Below are 16,919 nucleotides of genomic sequence, written 5' to 3' on the forward strand. Positions count from 1 at the left end.
GGTTCGCCGAAGTCGCGGTCCCCGGGATGAGACAACGCCACGGACGAAGGTCCGTGGCGTTTTTTTATGTGCGGCCGGTTCGATTGGCCGCGACCGCGGATCGTCATCACCGGCACCTCCGCTATCGTCGCTCAATCACTCGCCGCAAAGCAAAACGCCACGGCAAGCCGTGGCGTTTTTCCTTTACCGTATCGCACCGTCCTTCGGCGCGTCCGGGGCGGACCGATCAGTGATGCACGTCGGCCGGGCGTCCGTCGAAGTCGTGTCCTGCGCGGCGGATGTCGCAACGCGCGTCCTTCTCGCCCTTCACGCCGTTGAACACGATGTTCAGGATCACGGCGGTGGCCGACGCGAGCAGGATGCCGCTGTGCAGGATCGGCGCGAGCGCGGGCGGCAGCTTCGAGAAGAAGTGCGGCGACACGACCGGCACGAGGCCCATGCCGACGCTCACGGCGACGATGAACAGGTTGTGCGAGTTGTTCACGAAGTCGACCTTCGACAGCACCTTGATGCCGTTCGCGGCCACCATCCCGAACATCACGATGCCCGCGCCGCCGAGCACGAACGGCGGCACCGACGCGACGACCTGCGCCATCTTCGGGAACAGGCCGAGCAGCACCAGGATCACGCCGCCCGTCGCGCAGACGAACCGGCTCTTCACGCCCGTCACGCCGATCAGGCCGACGTTCTGCGAGAACGACGTATGCGGAAACGAGTTGAAGATGCCGCCGATCAGCGTGCCGAGGCCGTCGACGCGCAGGCCGCGCACGAGGCGCTCCTGGTTGACCGGACGATCGACCATGTCGCCGACCGCGAGGAACATGCCGGTCGATTCGATGAACGTGACGAACATCACCGTGACCATCGTCACGATCGACAGCGGGTCGAAGTGCGGCATGCCGAAGTGGAACGGCATCACGATGCCGACCCACGGTGCGTGCGCGACGCCGTCGGTATTCACGCGGCCGATCGCGAACGCGATCGCGAAGCCGGCGACGATGCCGAGCAGCACCGAGATGTTCGCGATGAAGCCGCGGCCGAACTTGTTGATCATCAGGATCAGCGTGAGCACGAGCAGCGACAGGCCGAGATAGACGGGGCTGCCGTACTCGGGGTTGCCGACGCCGCCGGCCGCCCAGTTGATGCCGACTTCCATCAGCGACAGCCCGATCACCGCGATCACGGTGCCGACGACCACCGGCGGGAAGAACCGCAACAGCTTGCCGATCATCGGCGCGAGCACGATGCCGATGATGCCGGCCGCGATCGTCGAACCGAAGATGTCGAGAATGCCGAGGCCGGGGTTGGTGCCGATCGCGATCATCGGGCCGACGGCCGCGAACGTGCAGCCCATGATGACGGGCAGGCGGATCCCGAAGATCCACAGGCCCAGCGTCTGGATCAGCGTGGCGATGCCGCACGAAAACAGATCGGCGCTGATCAGGAACGCGATCTGGTCTTTCGGCAGCTTGAGTGCGGCGCCAACGATAAGCGGCACGGCGACAGCGCCGGCGTACATGACGAGGACGTGTTGCAGGCCAAGCGTTACCAGCTTGCCGGTCGGCAGCACCTCATCGCACGGATGGACCGTGTTCGATTGCATCTGTCTCACTCCATGATCTTGTTTTCGGGGTGATACGAAGTTATGCGGAATGCCACATCGCAACAAGAGCGCTGGGTTCTATTCCGTTCTTTGCTGGTTCGATATGCCAGGTCGGCATGAAACAGGGTGTCGATCATCGGGAAACTGCCGCTGGAGTGAGGTTCCCCGGTTTTATAGCCCTCCAAAATAGCGCGGACCCCCGTGTCAAATATCGGTCGCTTTATGGTGTGTATCGCGACCGCGGCATAGTGGCAAAAACGACCGGCGAAAAATCGTGCCGGGTTAACCCGCGAGCGGCTGTTCTGGCGGGCAAGGTGCAGCCCGGCGAAGCCGGTCGTGCACGGCCGGGTTTTTGCGTCGCCGCGCGGCCGAAAGCGCCGCAAAAATCGGGGCGCATGGCGCGATCCCGCTATCATCGATATCCGTTCACTCGACTACGCCACTCCGTCATGCGCCTGCTCGGAATCGACCTCGGCACCGGCTCCGTCAAACTCGTCACGCTCGATGCCGATGGCGTCGAGCGCGCGGTGGCGAGCGAACCCTATGCGTTGTCGTCGCCGCAGCCCGGCTGGGCCGAAATCGCGCCCGACGTCTGGTGGCAGGCGCTCGTGCGCGCTGCCGCGCGGCTGCCGGCCGGCGAGCGCGCGCAGGTCGCCGCGATCGGCTTCTCCGGCCAGATGCACGGCGTCGTGCCGATCGACGCGGCCGGGCAGCCGGTGCGGCCCGCGCTGTTGTGGCCCGATACGCGCGCGGTGCGCGAAGCGGACGCGGCCGATTGGGCAGGCGCCGGTTTGCCCGTCGCACCGAATCCCGTCGCGCCCGGCATGGCGGGCCCGCTGTTGCGCTGGCTGGCCGCACACGAACCGCAGGCGCTGCGGGCCGCCCGCTGGGCCGTCCAGCCGAAGGACTGGCTGCGCGTCGCGCTGGGCGGTGAGGTCGCGGCCGATCCGAGCGACGCGTGCGCGACCGCGCTCGCGACGCCGGACGGCGCATGGGATGCGGCGCTGATCGAGTCGCTGGGCCTGCCGCTCGACCGGTTCGCGCCGGTGCGGGCGTCGGGCGCGCGCTGCGGCGTGCTCGATGCGAAGGCCGCGGCGGCACTCGGGCTGCCGGCCGGCGTGCCGCTGGCGACGGGGGCGGCCGATACCGCGTGCGCGGCGCTGGGCAGCGGGCTCGTCGCGGCCGGCGATGCGCTGCTGACCACCGGCAGCGGCGGCCAGATCGTCGTGCTCGCGGATGCGCTGCCGCCCGCGCGGCTTGGGCTGCACCGCTATCGCGCGGCGGCCGGCGACGGTTATTACACGATGGCCGCGATGCAGAACGTCGGGCTCGCGCTCGAAGCCGTGCGCGGCTGGCTCGGCTATCCGGGCTGGGCGGATGCGTACGACGACGCGTTCGCGCAGCCGGCGTCCGGGCGGCTCTGCTTCCTGCCGTACCTGACGGGCGAGCGCTCGCCGTGGATGAATCCCGATGCGCGCGGCGGCTGGCTCGGGCTCGGGCTCGGCGACACGCGCGGCGCGATGATGCGCGCCGCCTTCGAAGGTGTCGCGTTCGCGCTGCGCGCGGGGCTCGATGCGATCCGCGCTGCGAACCCGGCCGATCCGGTGACGACGCTGCGCCTCGCCGGCGGCGGCTCGGTCGATCCGCGCTGGCGCCAGTTGCTCGCGGATGCGCTCGTCGCGTCGCTGGACGCGGTCGATTGCCCGAATGCCGCGACGCGCGGTGCCGCGCTGCTCGCCGGCGTCGCGATCGGACACTGGCGCGACGACGCGCTGCGCACGCTGGCGCCGGCTGCGTCGCCCGTCGCCGCGCCGCGCGACGATCGCGCGCTGGCCGCCCGCCATGCGCGTTTCATCGATCTGTATGCGCGAACGGATGCGTGGTTCACAAGCGGCGTTTAAACTCGGGCACTTGTCCTGGATTGTCCTGTTGCGACAGCGGTGACGCCTCGCGGCAAGCCGGCGACCGTTTCCCGCGCGCGACGGGCGGCGGGATCGGGGATCATGCCGGGCGCGATACGGCTTCGCCGTGTCGCGCGGTACGGCTCGACCTGATCACGCACGCGCTGCCGCGCGAGATGCTCGACGACGGCGTCGACCCGATGAAGAAGGGCGAATCGATTCGCCCGATCGTGCTGTATTGAACGGAAGGGAACCCCATGCTCGAACTCGTTTCTTCGCATGCTTGCCACGGTGGCGAGCAACGCTTCTATCGCCACGATTCGAAGGCGATCGGCCTGCCGATGAAGTTCTCGGTGTACCTGCCGCCGCAGGCGGCGCACGGCCGCGTGCCGGCGCTGTTCTATCTCGCGGGGCTCACCTGCACCGAGGAGACGTTCGCGATCAAGGGCGGCGCGCAGCAGTACGCGGCACAGCACGGCCTCGCGCTCGTGATGCCCGATACGAGCCCGCGCGGCGCGGGTGTGGCGGGCGAGTCGGAGGCGTGGGATTTCGGCGTCGGCGCGGGTTTCTATGTCGACGCGACGCAAGCGCCGTGGTCGACGCATTACCGGATGGAGTCGTACGTGACGGGCGAGCTGCGCGAACTCGTCGCGGCCGAACTGCCGATCGACGGCGCGCGGCTCGGGATCTTCGGCCACTCGATGGGCGGGCACGGCGCGCTGACGCTCGCGCTGCGTCACCCCGACCTGTACCGGTCGGTGTCGGCGTTCGCGCCGATCGCCGCGCCGACGCGCTGCCCGTGGGGCGAGAAGGCGTTCTCGGGTTATCTGGGCGACGATCGCGAAGCGTGGAAACAGCACGACGCAAGCGAGCTCGTCGCGCGCGCGGATGCGCCGAAGTTCGCGGACGGCATTCTCGTCGACCAGGGCCTCGCCGACCAGTTCCTCGCGAACCAGCTGAACCCCGACGTGTTCGAAGCCGCGTGCGAGAAGGCCGGCCAGCCGCTGACGCTGCGCCGCCATGCGGGCTACGACCACGGTTACTACTTCATCTCGACGTTCATCGCCGATCACGTCGCGCATCATGCGCGGGTGCTGGCACGTTAGTGCGGTAAACCGGCCGCGCCATCCCGCATCAGCGAGTGGCGTGGCGCTTCCGCTTTCGCAGCATGCGCAAGGCGAGCCAGGTCACCGGTATCACGACCGCAAGCGCTATCAGCAAATGCATGACGATGACGAGATCATCTCCCGCCTCGCCATCCCAGAACCCGGGAACATGCGTGACGAGCCAAGCCCACGCGCGCTCGGGTATCGGTAGTGCGAACGATTCGTGAGTGAGGCACAGCCGTGCAAGCGACACGGATGCCACGAGTACCCACGCGGTCACCGCGGCTCGGTACGCGACTCGCTTCATTTGACGGTAATCGTGCCGTACGCGCGCACGGAGGAGCCGGGGATCTGAACCGGCTTCTGCGCGATCAGCAAGTTTCTCAGTCGCGCGTAATCGATCGTCGATTCGATGGTCACGCATTCCCCGCTGATTCCATGCACGCCTTTGGAGTGCGTGCGACATGCGCGGCGCCCTGTCGAGCGCCGGCTGAACGTCATGTGCGTCGCCGCAACAGGCTCGCCCCATACACGAGCGCGGACAGCGCGGTGATCCAGAAACTCGTCGGCCAGTCCGTGTGATACGCAAGCGCGATCCCGGCCCACGCTTCGAACAGCGCGAACAGCGCGGCGAGCAGCACGCCGGTCGACAGCCGCGTCGACACGTTCTGCGCGGCCGCGGCCGGCCCGACCAGCAGCGTGAACACGAGCAGCACGCCGACGATCTGCGTCGCCGCGGCCACCGCGAGCGCGCACACCGCGAGGAACAGCATCGACACCGTGCGCAGCGACACGCCCTTGGCTTCGGCCAGCTCGGGCTGCAGCGACGCGAACAGCAGCGGCCGCGCGATCAGCGCGAGCGCGACGAGGCTCACCGCGCCGATGCCGGCCAGCACCGCGAGCGTATCGTGGCTGACCGCGAGCACGTTGCCGAACAGCAGCGCGGTGACCTGCGTCGCGAACGACGTGTAGAAGTGCAGGAACAGCAGCCCGAAGCCGAGCGCGCCCGACAGGATCACGCCGATCGCGACGTCGCGGCCCGCGAGCCGTTCGCCGAGCGCGCCCATCCCGATCCCGGCCGCGAGCGTGAAGCCGACCATCCCCCAGATCGGCGAGATGCCGAGCAGCACCGCGCCGGTCGCGCCGGTGAAGCCGACGTGCGACAGCGCGTGGCCGGCGAAGGTTTGTCCGCGCAGCACCAGGAAGTAGCCGACGATGCCAGCGAGCACCGCGACGATCCCCGACGCGGCGAACGCGTTGATCATGAAGTCGTATTCAAACATCGTGCGAATGCCCGGGATGAGCGTGTCCGTGGTGGTGGTGACCGTGATCGTGACCGCCGCCGCCGTGCGAGTGGCCGTCGTCGTCCTCGTGTTCGTGATCGTGCTTCTCGATTTCGACGTCGCCCGACATCACGAAGATCCTGCCGTTCACGCGCATCACGTCGATCGGCGAGCCGTACAGGCGCGACAGTACGGGTTTCGTGATCACCTCGTCGACGGTGCCGAGCGCCGCGACGCCGTTGCCGAGATACAGCACGCGGTCGAGCGCGTTCAGCAGCGGATTCAGTTCGTGCGCGGAAAACAGCACGGTGATGCCGAGCTCGCGCTGGACGTTGCGCACGAGTTCGACGACGCCGCGCTGGTGGTTCGGGTCGAGGCTGATCAGCGGCTCGTCGAGCAGCAGCAGCTTCGGGCTGCCGAGCAGGCACTGCGCGAGCAACAGGCGCTGCCGCTCGCCGCCCGACAGTTCCGACAGCGGCCGGCGCGCAAGCGTCGGGCCGCCGACGAGGTCGAGCACGCGGTCGACGTCGCGCCGCGTCGCGGCGTTCGTGTGCGGCAGCCCCCAGCGGTGGCCGTCGGCGGCCATCGCGACGAAGTCGTAGCCGCGCATCCGGCGATTCGCGAGGCCGCTTCTGATCTGCGGCATGTAGCCGATCGACGCGTTGCCGCGCACGACCGGCACGCCGCCGACCGACAGCGTGCCGCCCGTGACGGGCACGAGGCCGAGCACCGCGCGCATCAGCGTCGTCTTGCCCGCGCCGTTCGGCCCGAGCACGCCGACGAATTCGCCGGGTTCGATCGAGAAGCTCACGTCGCGCAGGATCGTGCGTCCGCCCAGTTCGAGCGTGACGCGATCGAGTGCGAGTGCGTGGGGAGTGGCGGTCATGTCGTAGCGTGAATCATTTCTTGCTGGCGGAAAGCGCGGCCGCGAGCGCGTCGAGCTGGCCGGCCATCCATTGCTGGAAGGTCTTGCCGGCCGGCTGCGTCTCGGTGACGCTGACGCTCGGCACGCCGCCGTCGCGCGCGACCTTCAGCAGGCGCTTGGTCATCGGCGCTTCGGCCTGGCTGTTGTAGATCAGCACGCGCACCTGCTTCTTGCGCAGGTCGTTCTCGAACGCGGCGACGTCCTGCGCGCTGGCTTCGGTGTCGTTCATCGTCGCGAGCTGGAAGCGCTGGTTGCGCATGTCGAGGCCGATCGCATCCGACATGTAGCCGAACACCGGCTCGGTGGCCGTCACCGGCACGCCCTTGTACTGCGCGCGCAGCGCGGCGACCTTGTCGTCGATCGGCTTCAGCGACGCGACGAACTTCTGCAGGTTCGCGTCGTAGTCGGCCTTGTTCGCCGGGTCGGCCCGGCCGAGCTCGGCCGCGATCGCGCGTGCCGCGGCCGGCATGGTCGCCGGGTCGTACCACAGGTGCGGGTTGTCGCCGGCCTTCTTGCCGACGAGATCCGCGACGACGATCGTCGCGCGCTTCGCCTGCTTCGAAGCGGACAGCAGCTTGGCCATCCACGGGTCGTAGTTCGCCCCGTTGTAGATCACGACCTGCGCGTGCTGCAGCGCGCGCGCGGTCTTCGGGCTCGCTTCGAACAGGTGCGGATCCTGGTCGGGACTGCTGAGGATGCTGGTTACCGCGACATGGCGGCCGCCGATCTGCGACGCGACGTCGCCATAGAAATTCTCGGCGGCGACCACGTTGACGGTCGCGGCCTGCGCGAACGCGGGCGCCGCGATCGACAGCGCGGCAGCAGCGGCGGCCAGCAGGCGGGCAAGCGGCAGGGCGCGCCGCGGCGCGCGCTTCAGGGCAATGGACATGAAACTCCTCGTTGGAAGGGGCGGCGGGTGCGCCGCGCGGTGCGGTGTCAGCGTTGCGCGGGCTTGCCCTTGCAGTGCCCGCACAGGCCGTTCAGCTCGACGACCTGATGGTGGACTTCGAACCCGTGCGCGGGCTCGCTCGCGGACAACTGTTTCGCGAGGTCGCTGCCCGGGATCTCGACGGTCTCGCCGCACGAGTCGCAGATCAGGAACTGGCCTTCGTGCGGCACGCCGATCTCGCAGCACGCGAAGAATGCGTTCTTCGATTCGATCCGGTGGATGAAGCCGTGCTCGACGAGGAAATCCAGCGCGCGATAGACGGTCGTGGGCGGCACGCGGCCGCGTTGCGGCTCGAGCTCGGCGAGCAGGTCGTACGCGCCGATCGGGCGCTGCGCGGCCAGCACGCGTTCGTAGACCTGGCGGCGCAGCGGCGTCCACGCGAGCCCGTGCTCGGCGGCGAATGCGTCGGCCCGGGACAGCCGGGCGTCGATGGGCGATGAGGTGGCCATGGCGTGAAGCAGGCAATGAAACGAAGTATCGCGATGATATAACGTATCTCCATGCCGTGCAGCCCGAATTCCTGCCGATGCGCGCGCTCCGTCCCCTTCAGCGCCGTTTCAGCCGCGCCGCACCCAGCCCGCCGCGCCTTGCCGGGCGCGGGTCGCCGGCCGGCGCACGGCGCGGCCGTGCCGCAGCGCATCATCGAAAGCCGCCGTGTCGCCTTGACAGCATGAATCGCGTATCCGATCATTCGATCAACAACAGAGCAATTGATCGGCCAGCGAGCGTTCGCTCACCTCGCGGCCTTCGTGCAGCAGAACGAACCGGAGACAACCAGTGAGACTGGCAGACAAGGTCGCGATCCTGACGGGCGCGGCAAGCGGTATCGGCGAAGCGGTCGCGCAACGCTATCTGGACGAGGGCGCGCGCTGCGTGCTGGTCGACGTGAAGCCGCCGAGCGGCTCGCTTGCGCAGCTGATCGAGCAAAATCCCGGCCGGGCGGTGGCCGTTACCGCGGACGTCACGCGCCGCGACGACATCGCGCGCATCGTCGCGACCGCGGTCGAGCGCTTCGGCGGCGTCGACATCCTGTTCAACAACGCGGCGCTGTTCGACATGCGCCCGCTCCTCGACGAATCCTGGGACGTGTTCGACCGGCTGTTCGCGGTCAACGTGAAAGGGCTGTTCTTCCTGATGCAGGCGGTCGCGCAGCGGATGGTCGAGCAGGGCCGCGGCGGCAAGATCGTCAACATGTCGTCGCAGGCGGGGCGTCGCGGCGAGGCACTCGTTTCGCACTACTGCGCGACCAAGGCCGCGGTGATCAGCTATACGCAGTCGGCCGCGCTCGCGCTCGCACCGCACCGGATCAACGTGAACGGCATCGCGCCGGGCGTGGTCGACACGCCGATGTGGGAGCAGGTCGATGCGCTGTTCGCGCGCTACGAGAACCGGCCGCTCGGCGAGAAGAAGCGGCTCGTCGGCGTTGCCGTGCCGCTCGGCCGGATGGGCGTGCCGGGCGACCTGACGGGCGCCGCGCTGTTCCTCGCGTCGGCCGACGCCGACTACATCACCGCCCAGACGCTGAACGTCGACGGCGGCAACTGGATGAGCTGAAGTGGCGCCGCTCGCACGCTTACCCCTGGCGTTCGTGCCGCGCGCGGCCGCCGCCGCACGAGGACACGCATGATGGCGGAGATCGTGGTTGCCGGCGAACTGCTGGCCGAATTCGTCGCCGCCGAGCGCGGCCAGGGCTTCGACGTGCCGGGCCTGTTCGCGGGCCCGTTCCCGAGCGGCGCGCCGGCGATCTTCGCCGACCAGGCCGCGCGGCTCGGCGTGCGCGTCGCGTATGCGGGCTGCGTCGGCCGCGACGCGTTCGGCGACGCGATCGTCGCGCGGCTCGAGCGGGACGGCGTCGACGTCGCGCGCATCCGTCGCGTCGCACGTCCGACCGGCACCGCGTTCGTCGCGTATCGCGACGACGGTTCGCGCAGCTTCGTGTTCAGCCTGTCGACCAGCGCTGCCGCGTGCGTCGACGCATCCGACGTCGATACATCGATGTTCGACGGCTGCCGCTACTTCCACGTGATGGGCTCGTCGCTGACGAGCGAATCGGCGATCGCGGCGGTCCAGCGCGGCGTGATCGAGGCGGCGCGCGCCGGCGCGAAGGTGTCGTTCGACCCGAACGTGCGGCCCGAGATGCTGAGCTTCCGCCCGATGCGCGCGGCGCTCGACACGCTGCTCGCCGCGTGTCACCTGTTCCTGCCGAGCGAGGCCGACCTGCCGTTCTTCTGCGGGCCGCAGCCGGCCGAGCGCGCGATCGCCGGGCTGCTCGCGACGCATCCGCTGCTCGAACGCGTCGTGCTCAAGCGCGGCGCGGCCGGCAGCGTCGCGTTCGACCGTGCGAGCCGCGTCGACGCGCCGGCTTATCCCGTCGACGAACGCGATCCGACCGGCGCCGGCGACTGCTTCGGCGGTACGCTGGTCGCGAGTCTCGTCGCCGGCCTGCCTATCGACGTCGCACTGCGCCGCGCGAACGCGGCCGGCGCGATCGCGGTCACGCGGCGCGGCCCGATGGAGGGCAACAGCAGCGCGGCCGAGATCGACCGCTTCCTGACCGAACGAGGTGTCGCATGCCCGGCCTGACTTCCACTGCCGAACGCCCGCGCAGCGCGCACGCCGGCGCCGTGCTGCGGATGATCTTCGACGCGAACCGCGCGCAGGCGCAGCGCGGCATCTATTCGGTCTGCAGCGCGCACCGGCTCGTGCTGGAGGCCGCGTGCGAGGCCGCGCGCGCGGACGGCTCGCCGCTCCTGATCGAGGCGACCTGCAACCAGGTGAACCATCTCGGCGGCTATACGGGCATGACGCCCGCCGATTTCCGGCGCGACGTCGATGCGATCGCGCAGCGCTGCGGGCTCGCGCCGTCGGCGCTGGTGCTCGGCGGCGACCATCTGGGACCGAACCCGTGGCGGCACCGCCGCGCGGCCGACGCGATGCGCGAAGCGGCGGCAATGGTCGCCGCGTATGTCGAAGCCGGGTTCGAGAAGATCCACCTCGATGCGAGCATGGCGTGTGCGGACGATCCGGCGCGGCTCGACGACCGGACGATCGCCGCGCGCGCGGCCGGGCTGTGCCGCGCGGCCGAAGACGCGGCGGCGCGCGCCGGCGTCGCGCCCGTCTACGTGATCGGCACCGAGGTGCCGACGCCGGGCGGCGAAGTGGCCGGCGACGCAGCCGGCGATGCGATCGCGCGGATCGCGGTCACGCGCAGCGACAGCATCGCGGCGACGCTCGACGCGCATCGCAGCGCATTCGCGGCGGCCGGGCTCGACGACGCATGGACGCGCGTGGTCGCGATCGTCGCGCAACCGGGCGTCGATTTCGACGATCGCCACGTGCTCGACTACGACAGCGCGAAGGCCGCATCGCTCGGTGCAAGCATCCTGCACACGCCGCGCCTCGTGTTCGAAGCGCATTCGACCGACTACCAGACCGAAGGCGCGCTCGCCGCGCTCGTGCGCGACCACTTCGCGGTGCTGAAGGTCGGCCCCGCGCTGACCTTCGCGCTGCGCGAGGCGCTGTTCGCGCTCACCTTCATCGAGGACGCGCTGATCGGCGACGGCGCGCAGCGCTCGCAGCTGCGCGACGTGGTCGACGCCGCGATGCGCGCGCAGCCCGAGCACTGGGCGCCGTACTACCGCGGCGACGAGACCGAGCAGCGGCTCGCGCGCCAGTTCAGCTACAGCGACCGGATCCGCTACTACTGGCTGCAGCCGGCCGTCGTGGCGGCGGTCGAGCAGTTGTTCGGCAACCTCGCGCGGCAGCCGGTGCCCGAAACGCTCGTCGCGCAGTGGCTGCCGGACGTGTACACGGCGTGCCGCGCGGGCGGCCTCGCGAAGGAGCCGCGCGCCTGGGTGCGCCACCGGATACGCGACGTGATCGCGCACTATGCGCGCGCGTGCGGGATGCAGCGGCCGGCGTGACGGGCCGCGAAGGAAGTGCAGCAACGCGACACACGCAATACGCAATACGCAATACGCAATACGCAATACGCAATACGCAACACCGACGACAGTTCGAACAATCACAGGAGACATGCCATGCAACGAAAGATGCTCGATGCCGCCGTACGCTGCTTCGCCGGGGCCGCGCTCGCGACGGCCGCGTGCGCGGCGTCCGCCGGCACGCTGACGATCGCGACGCTGAACAACCCGGACATGATCGAGTTGAAGAAGCTGTCGCCGGCGTTCGAGAAGGCGAACCCTGACATCAAGCTGAACTGGGTGATCCTCGAGGAGAACGTGCTGCGCCAGCGCGCGACCACCGACATCACGACCGGCAGCGGCCAGTTCGACGTGATGGCGATCGGCACCTACGAGACGCCGCAGTGGGGCAAGCGCGGCTGGCTCGCGCCGATCACGGGGCTGCCCGCCGACTACGACCTGAACGACATCGTGAAGACCGCGCGCGACAGCCTGTCGTACAACGGCCAGCTGTATGCGCTGCCGTTCTACGTCGAGAGCTCGATGACGTTCTACCGCAAGGACCTGTTCGCGGCGAAGGGGCTCAAGATGCCCGACCAGCCGACCTACGACCAGATCGCCGAGTTCGCGGACAAGCTCACCGACAAGGCGAAGGGAACCTATGGCATCTGCCTGCGCGGCAAGGCCGGCTGGGGCGAGAACATGGCGTACGTGTCCACGGTCGTGAACACGTTCGGCGGGCGCTGGTTCGACGAGAACTGGAACGCGCAGCTCACGTCGCCGGAATGGAAGAAGGCGATCGGCTTCTACGTAAACCTGCTGAAGAAAGACGGCCCGCCGGGGGCAAGCTCGAACGGCTTCAACGAAAACCTGACCCTGACCGCGTCGGGCAAGTGCGCGATGTGGATCGACGCGACGGTCGCGGCCGGGATGCTCTATAACAAACAGCAGTCGCAGGTCGCCGACCGGATCGGCTTCGCCGCCGCGCCGGTCGCCGCCACGCCGAAGGGCTCGCACTGGCTGTGGGCGTGGGCGCTGGCCGTGCCGAAGACGTCGAAGCAGCAGGACGCCGCGCGCAAGTTCATCGCATGGGCGACGTCGAAGCAGTACATCGAGATGGTCGGCAAGGACGAAGGCTGGGCGTCGGTGCCGCCGGGCACCCGCACGTCGACCTACCAACGCGCCGAGTACAAGGCCGCCGCGCCGTTCTCGGACTTCGTGCTGAAGGCGATCGAGACGGCCGACCCGAACGATCCGTCGCTGAAGAAGGTGCCGTACACGGGCGTGCAGTACGTCGGGATTCCTGAATTCCAGTCGTTCGGCACGGTGGTCGGACAGGCGATCGCGGGTGCGGTGGCCGGCCAGATGACGGTCGACCAGGCGCTCGCCGCCGGGCAGGCGGCGGCCGACCGCGCGGTCCGGCAGGCCGGCTACAAGAAGTAACGCGGCTGGCACCGTGCGCGCTGCCGCGCACGGTGCGCGTCGCCGATGCAGAAAGGCGGGCCGGCCGTTCGTGCCCGCGTCTCAACCGGAGGGACTCCGATCATGCGTCATTTGCGTCTTCCCCTGAGCCATGCGTCGCCGGTCGGCGACGCGTCGTCGCCGCCGGGCGCGCCGCGCCGCGCGCGCGGCGGCGCCAGCTGGCTCGTGTCGCCGTCCGTCGCGGTGCTGCTGCTGTGGATGTCGATCCCGCTCGCGATGACGATCTGGTATTCGTTCTCGCGCTACAACCTGCTGAACCCGGACGTGAAGGGCTTCGCCGGGATCGACAACTACCGCTTCCTCGCGACCGATCCGTCGTTCCTGCCCGCGATCTGGCACACGCTCGTGCTGATCGGCGCGGTGCTCGCGATCACCGTGGTCGGCGGCGTGCTGATGGCCGTGCTGTTCGACCGCAAGTTCTACGGGCAGGGCGTGGCCCGCCTGCTCGCGATCGCGCCGTTCTTCGTGATGCCGACGGTCGCCGCGCTGATCTGGAAGAACATGATCCTGCATCCGGTGTACGGGCTCGTCGCGAACGCGATGCGCGCGCTCGGGATGACGCCGATCGACTGGTTCGCCGATTACCCGCTCACCGCCGTGATCATCATCGTCGCGTGGCAGTGGCTGCCGTTCGCGTTCCTGATCCTGTTCACCGCGATCCAGTCGCTCGACCAGGAGCAGAAGGAAGCCGCGCGCATCGACGGCGCGGGCCCGATCGCGATGTTCTTCTACATCACGCTGCCGCACCTGAAGCGCGCGATCGCCGTGGTCGTGATGATGGAGACGATCTTCCTGCTGTCGATCTTCGCGGAGATCTACACGACGACGGGCGGCGGCCCGGGCGATGCGACGACCAACCTGTCGTACCTGATCTATGCGCTCGGCCTGCAGCAGTTCGACGTCGGCCTCGCATCCGCGGGCGGGATCATCGCCGTCGTGGTCGCGAACGTCGTGTCGTTCTTCCTGGTGCGGATGCTCGCGCGCAACCTGAAGGGAGAGTACGAGAAATGAGCGACCTGACTTTGGAAGGCCGGCGCGCGCCGGCTGCATTCGACCTCGTGCGGCGCGCGCTGCCCGGTGCGCTCGCGTGGCTGCTCGCGCTGCTGCTGTTCTTCCCGATCTTCTGGATGGCGATCACCGCGTTCAAGACCGAGCAACAGGCGTACGCGTCGACGCTGTTCTTCATGCCGACGCTCGACAGCTTCCGCGAGGTGTTCGCGCGCAGCAACTACTTCGCGTTCGCGTGGAACTCGGTGCTGATCTCGGCGGGCGTCACGGTGATCTCGCTGCTGCTCGCGGTGCCGGCGGCCTACGCGATGGCGTTCTTCCCGAACCACCGCACGCAGAAGGTGCTGCTGTGGATGCTGTCGACCAAGATGATGCCGTCGGTCGGCGTGCTCGTGCCGATCTACCTGCTGTGGAAGAACGCGGGGCTGCTCGATACCGTGTCGGGCCTCGTGATCGTGTACACGCTGATCAACCTGCCGATCGCGGTGTGGATGACCTTCACGTACTTCAACGAGATCCCGAAGGACATCCTCGAAGCGGGGCGCATCGACGGCGCGTCGACGTGGCAGGAGATCGTCTACCTGCTGATGCCGATGGCGCTGCCGGGGCTCGCGTCCACCGCGCTGCTGCTCGTGATCCTGTCGTGGAACGAGGCGTTCTGGAGCATCAACCTGTCGAGCTCGAACGCCGCGCCGCTGACCGTGTTCATCGCGTCGTACTCGAGCCCCGAGGGGCTGTTCTGGGCGAAGCTGTCCGCGGCTTCCCTGCTCGCGGTCGCGCCGATCCTGATCGTCGGCTGGCTGTCGCAGAAGCAGCTCGTGCGCGGGCTCACGTTCGGGGCGGTCAAATGAGTGCTACCGGCGAACGCGCGCTCGGTCACGGGATGAACGTGCTGATCTGCGACTGCGACGGCGTGCTGATCGACAGCGAGGCCGTCGCCGCCGACGTGATCGTGCGCGAGCTCGATGCGCGCTGGCCGGGTGTCGACGCGCGGCCGGCGGTGATGCCGCTGCTCGGGCTGCGCATCGAGCGCGTGCTGGCCGGCGCGGGCGAGGCCGTCGGCCGCACGCTGTCGGCCGGCGACGTCGACGCGATCCGCCGCGCGGTCGAGGCGGCGGCCGTCAACGCGCCGATGGTCGATGGCATCGACAAGGCCCTCGCGGCGCTCAACCTGACGACCGCGTGCGCGAGCAACAGCTACCGCGCGTACGTCGAGGCGGCGCTCGCGCGCACGGGCCTCGCGCGCTTCTTCGGCGACCGGCTGTTCTGCGCGGACGCCGTGGCGAGGCCGAAGCCGGCGCCCGACGTGTATCTCGCGGCCGCGCGTGCGCTCGGCGCGGTGCCCGCGCAATGCCTCGTCGTCGAGGACAGCGTGACCGGCATCACCGCGGCCGCCGCGGCCGGCATGACCGTGCTCGGCTTCGTCGGCGGCGGGCATGCGTCGGCCGCGCAGATCGACGCGTTGCGCGGGATCGGCGCGCGTCACGTATTCGACGACATGCACGAGCTGCCCGGCTACGTCGCGCGCTGGCAGGCGACCGGCGCGGTGCTGCCGAACTAGCAACCAGGAACGAATGCGCGCCGCCTTCAACGCGGCGCATCACGAACGAACGGAGACAGACCATGGCAAGCGTGCTCCTGCGCAACATCGCGAAGCGCTACGACGACACCGAAGTGCTGCGCAACGTGAACCTCGACATCGCCGACGGCGAATTCGTCGTGTTCGTCGGGCCGAGCGGCTGCGGCAAATCCACGCTGATGCGGATGATCGCCGGGCTCGAGGACATCTCGAGCGGCGAACTGCTGATCGACGGCGCGAAGGTCAACGACGTGCCGAGCGCGAAGCGCGGCATCGCGATGGTGTTCCAGTCGTATGCGCTGTACCCGCACATGACGCTGTACGACAACATGGCGTTCGGCCTGAAGCTCGCCGGCGCGAAGAAGCCCGAGATCGACCAGGCGGTGAAGCAGGCCGCGAAGATCCTGCACATCGACCACCTGCTCGACCGCAAGCCGAAGCAGCTGTCGGGCGGCCAGCGGCAGCGCGTCGCGATCGGCCGCGCGATCACGCGCAAGCCGAAGGTGTTCCTGTTCGACGAGCCGTTGTCGAACCTCGACGCGGCGCTGCGCGTGAAGATGCGGCTGGAATTCGCGCGGCTGCACGACGAGCTGAAGACCACGATGATCTACGTGACGCACGACCAGGTCGAGGCGATGACGCTCGCCGACAAGATCGTCGTGCTGTCGGGCGGCGCGGTGCAGCAGGTCGGCACGCCGAACGCGCTGTACCACGCGCCGGCCAACCAGTTCGTCGCGGGTTTCATCGGCTCGCCGAAGATGAACTTCCTGAAAGGCACCGTCGAGTCGGTCGACGCGGCCGGCGTGCTGGTGCGCTTCGGCAGCGGCGAGACGCAGCGCGTCGCGGTCGAGGCGGCCGGGCTGTTGCGCGGCGCGGCGGTGACCGTCGGCGTGCGGCCCGAGCATCTGATCGTGGGGCAGGCGGAGACCGGCGTGGCCGCGCGGACGATGGCCGTCGAATCGCTCGGCGATGCCGCGTACCTGTATGCGGAGTCGGCCGTCGCGCCGGACGGGCTGATCGCGCGGATTCCGCCGCTCGATACGTACCGCACCGGCGAGGCGCTGCACGTGCATGCGCAGGCCGAGCACTGCCACCTGTTCGACGAGCAAGGCCAGGCGTTCCGGCGCTTGAGCGCGCACGCGAAGGCGGCGTGAGGGCGC

General features: G+C 69.1%; 17 protein-coding genes. 11 read left to right on the top strand and 6 right to left on the bottom strand.

All coding sequences use genetic code 11. From position 1 onward, the window contains the following. Positions 1-226: 226 nt before the first annotated feature. The gene (locus tag PL79_RS15225; RefSeq protein WP_044844484.1) at positions 227-1,603 is read right to left on the bottom strand and encodes a nucleobase:cation symporter-2 family protein; all 1,377 of its coding nucleotides are present in this window, start codon (positions 1,601-1,603) and stop codon (positions 227-229) included. 449 nt (positions 1,604-2,052) lie between these two features. On the opposite strand from PL79_RS15225, the gene PL79_RS15230 reads away from it, so the two are divergent. The 3 genes from PL79_RS15230 to fghA are packed head-to-tail and all read left to right on the top strand — an operon-like array spanning position 2,053 to position 4,610. Beyond that, positions 2,053-3,504 (top strand): xylulokinase, encoded by a 1,452-nt coding sequence (locus PL79_RS15230; RefSeq protein ID WP_044844483.1) that lies wholly within the window; start codon positions 2,053-2,055, stop codon positions 3,502-3,504. Positions 3,505-3,524: 20 nt separating this feature from the next. Beyond that, a complete protein-coding gene (locus tag PL79_RS37170; protein ID WP_044844482.1) occupies positions 3,525-3,746 on the top strand; it encodes a hypothetical protein in 222 nt (73 codons plus the stop codon). 15 nt (positions 3,747-3,761) lie between these two features. Continuing rightward, a complete protein-coding gene (fghA, locus tag PL79_RS15240; RefSeq protein ID WP_044844481.1) occupies positions 3,762-4,610 on the top strand; it encodes an S-formylglutathione hydrolase in 849 nt (282 codons plus the stop codon). 303 nt (positions 4,611-4,913) lie between these two features. Here fghA and PL79_RS15250 read toward each other — a convergent pair whose 3' ends face one another. Genes PL79_RS15250 through PL79_RS15270 form a run of 5 tightly spaced genes read right to left on the bottom strand, consistent with a single transcriptional unit; the run spans position 4,914 to position 8,216 of the window. Further along, positions 4,914-5,111 carry a hypothetical protein gene (locus PL79_RS15250; RefSeq protein ID WP_082088484.1) on the bottom strand — a complete coding sequence of 66 codons (198 nt, stop codon included), beginning with the start codon at positions 5,109-5,111 and terminating at the stop codon, positions 4,914-4,916. Continuing rightward, positions 5,108-5,893, bottom strand: a complete 786-nt coding sequence (locus tag PL79_RS15255; protein WP_044844479.1) for a metal ABC transporter permease — start codon at positions 5,891-5,893, stop codon at positions 5,108-5,110. Before PL79_RS15255 ends, PL79_RS15250 begins: the two co-directional genes overlap by 4 nt. Next, positions 5,886-6,779, bottom strand: a complete 894-nt coding sequence (locus tag PL79_RS15260; protein WP_044844478.1) for an ABC transporter ATP-binding protein — start codon at positions 6,777-6,779, stop codon at positions 5,886-5,888. The genes PL79_RS15255 and PL79_RS15260 overlap by 8 nt, the downstream gene beginning before the upstream one ends. A 13-nt stretch (positions 6,780-6,792) precedes the next feature. Beyond that, on the bottom strand, positions 6,793-7,707 hold the full coding sequence (locus tag PL79_RS15265; RefSeq protein WP_044844477.1) for a metal ABC transporter solute-binding protein, Zn/Mn family: 915 nt from the start codon (positions 7,705-7,707) through the stop codon (positions 6,793-6,795). A 47-nt stretch (positions 7,708-7,754) separates the two neighbouring features. Further along, complete coding sequence (locus tag PL79_RS15270) at positions 7,755-8,216, bottom strand: Fur family transcriptional regulator (protein ID WP_014896195.1); 462 nt, start codon at positions 8,214-8,216, stop codon at positions 7,755-7,757. Positions 8,217-8,544: 328 nt separating this feature from the next. Between PL79_RS15270 and PL79_RS15275 the strand changes: the two genes are divergently transcribed. The 8 genes from PL79_RS15275 (at position 8,545) to PL79_RS15310 (ending at position 16,913) form a co-directional block, all read left to right on the top strand. Further along, complete coding sequence (locus PL79_RS15275; protein ID WP_044844476.1) at positions 8,545-9,321, top strand: L-iditol 2-dehydrogenase; 777 nt, start codon at positions 8,545-8,547, stop codon at positions 9,319-9,321. Positions 9,322-9,393: 72 nt separating this feature from the next. Further along, complete coding sequence (locus tag PL79_RS15280; RefSeq protein ID WP_044844545.1) at positions 9,394-10,350, top strand: sugar kinase; 957 nt, start codon at positions 9,394-9,396, stop codon at positions 10,348-10,350. Continuing rightward, the gene (locus PL79_RS15285; RefSeq protein WP_044844475.1) at positions 10,338-11,690 is read left to right on the top strand and encodes a D-tagatose-bisphosphate aldolase, class II, non-catalytic subunit; all 1,353 of its coding nucleotides are present in this window, start codon (positions 10,338-10,340) and stop codon (positions 11,688-11,690) included. The genes PL79_RS15280 and PL79_RS15285 overlap by 13 nt, the downstream gene beginning before the upstream one ends. A gap of 117 nt (positions 11,691-11,807) precedes the next feature. After that, positions 11,808-13,133, top strand: a complete 1,326-nt coding sequence (locus PL79_RS15290) for an ABC transporter substrate-binding protein (RefSeq protein WP_044844474.1) — start codon at positions 11,808-11,810, stop codon at positions 13,131-13,133. 102 nt (positions 13,134-13,235) lie between these two features. After that, complete coding sequence (locus tag PL79_RS15295) at positions 13,236-14,183, top strand: carbohydrate ABC transporter permease (protein ID WP_044844473.1); 948 nt, start codon at positions 13,236-13,238, stop codon at positions 14,181-14,183. Next, complete coding sequence (locus PL79_RS15300) at positions 14,180-15,031, top strand: carbohydrate ABC transporter permease (RefSeq protein WP_044844472.1); 852 nt, start codon at positions 14,180-14,182, stop codon at positions 15,029-15,031. Before PL79_RS15295 ends, PL79_RS15300 begins: the two co-directional genes overlap by 4 nt. Beyond that, positions 15,028-15,741 (top strand): HAD family hydrolase, encoded by a 714-nt coding sequence (locus tag PL79_RS15305; RefSeq protein ID WP_044844471.1) that lies wholly within the window; start codon positions 15,028-15,030, stop codon positions 15,739-15,741. The genes PL79_RS15300 and PL79_RS15305 overlap by 4 nt, the downstream gene beginning before the upstream one ends. Before the next feature lie 62 nt (positions 15,742-15,803). Continuing rightward, a complete protein-coding gene (locus tag PL79_RS15310) occupies positions 15,804-16,913 on the top strand; it encodes an ABC transporter ATP-binding protein (protein ID WP_044844470.1) in 1,110 nt (369 codons plus the stop codon). Positions 16,914-16,919 lie beyond the last annotated feature (6 nt).

Source organism: Burkholderia sp. USMB20, assembly GCF_000949135.2.
Classification (GTDB): Bacteria; Pseudomonadota; Gammaproteobacteria; order Burkholderiales; family Burkholderiaceae; genus Burkholderia.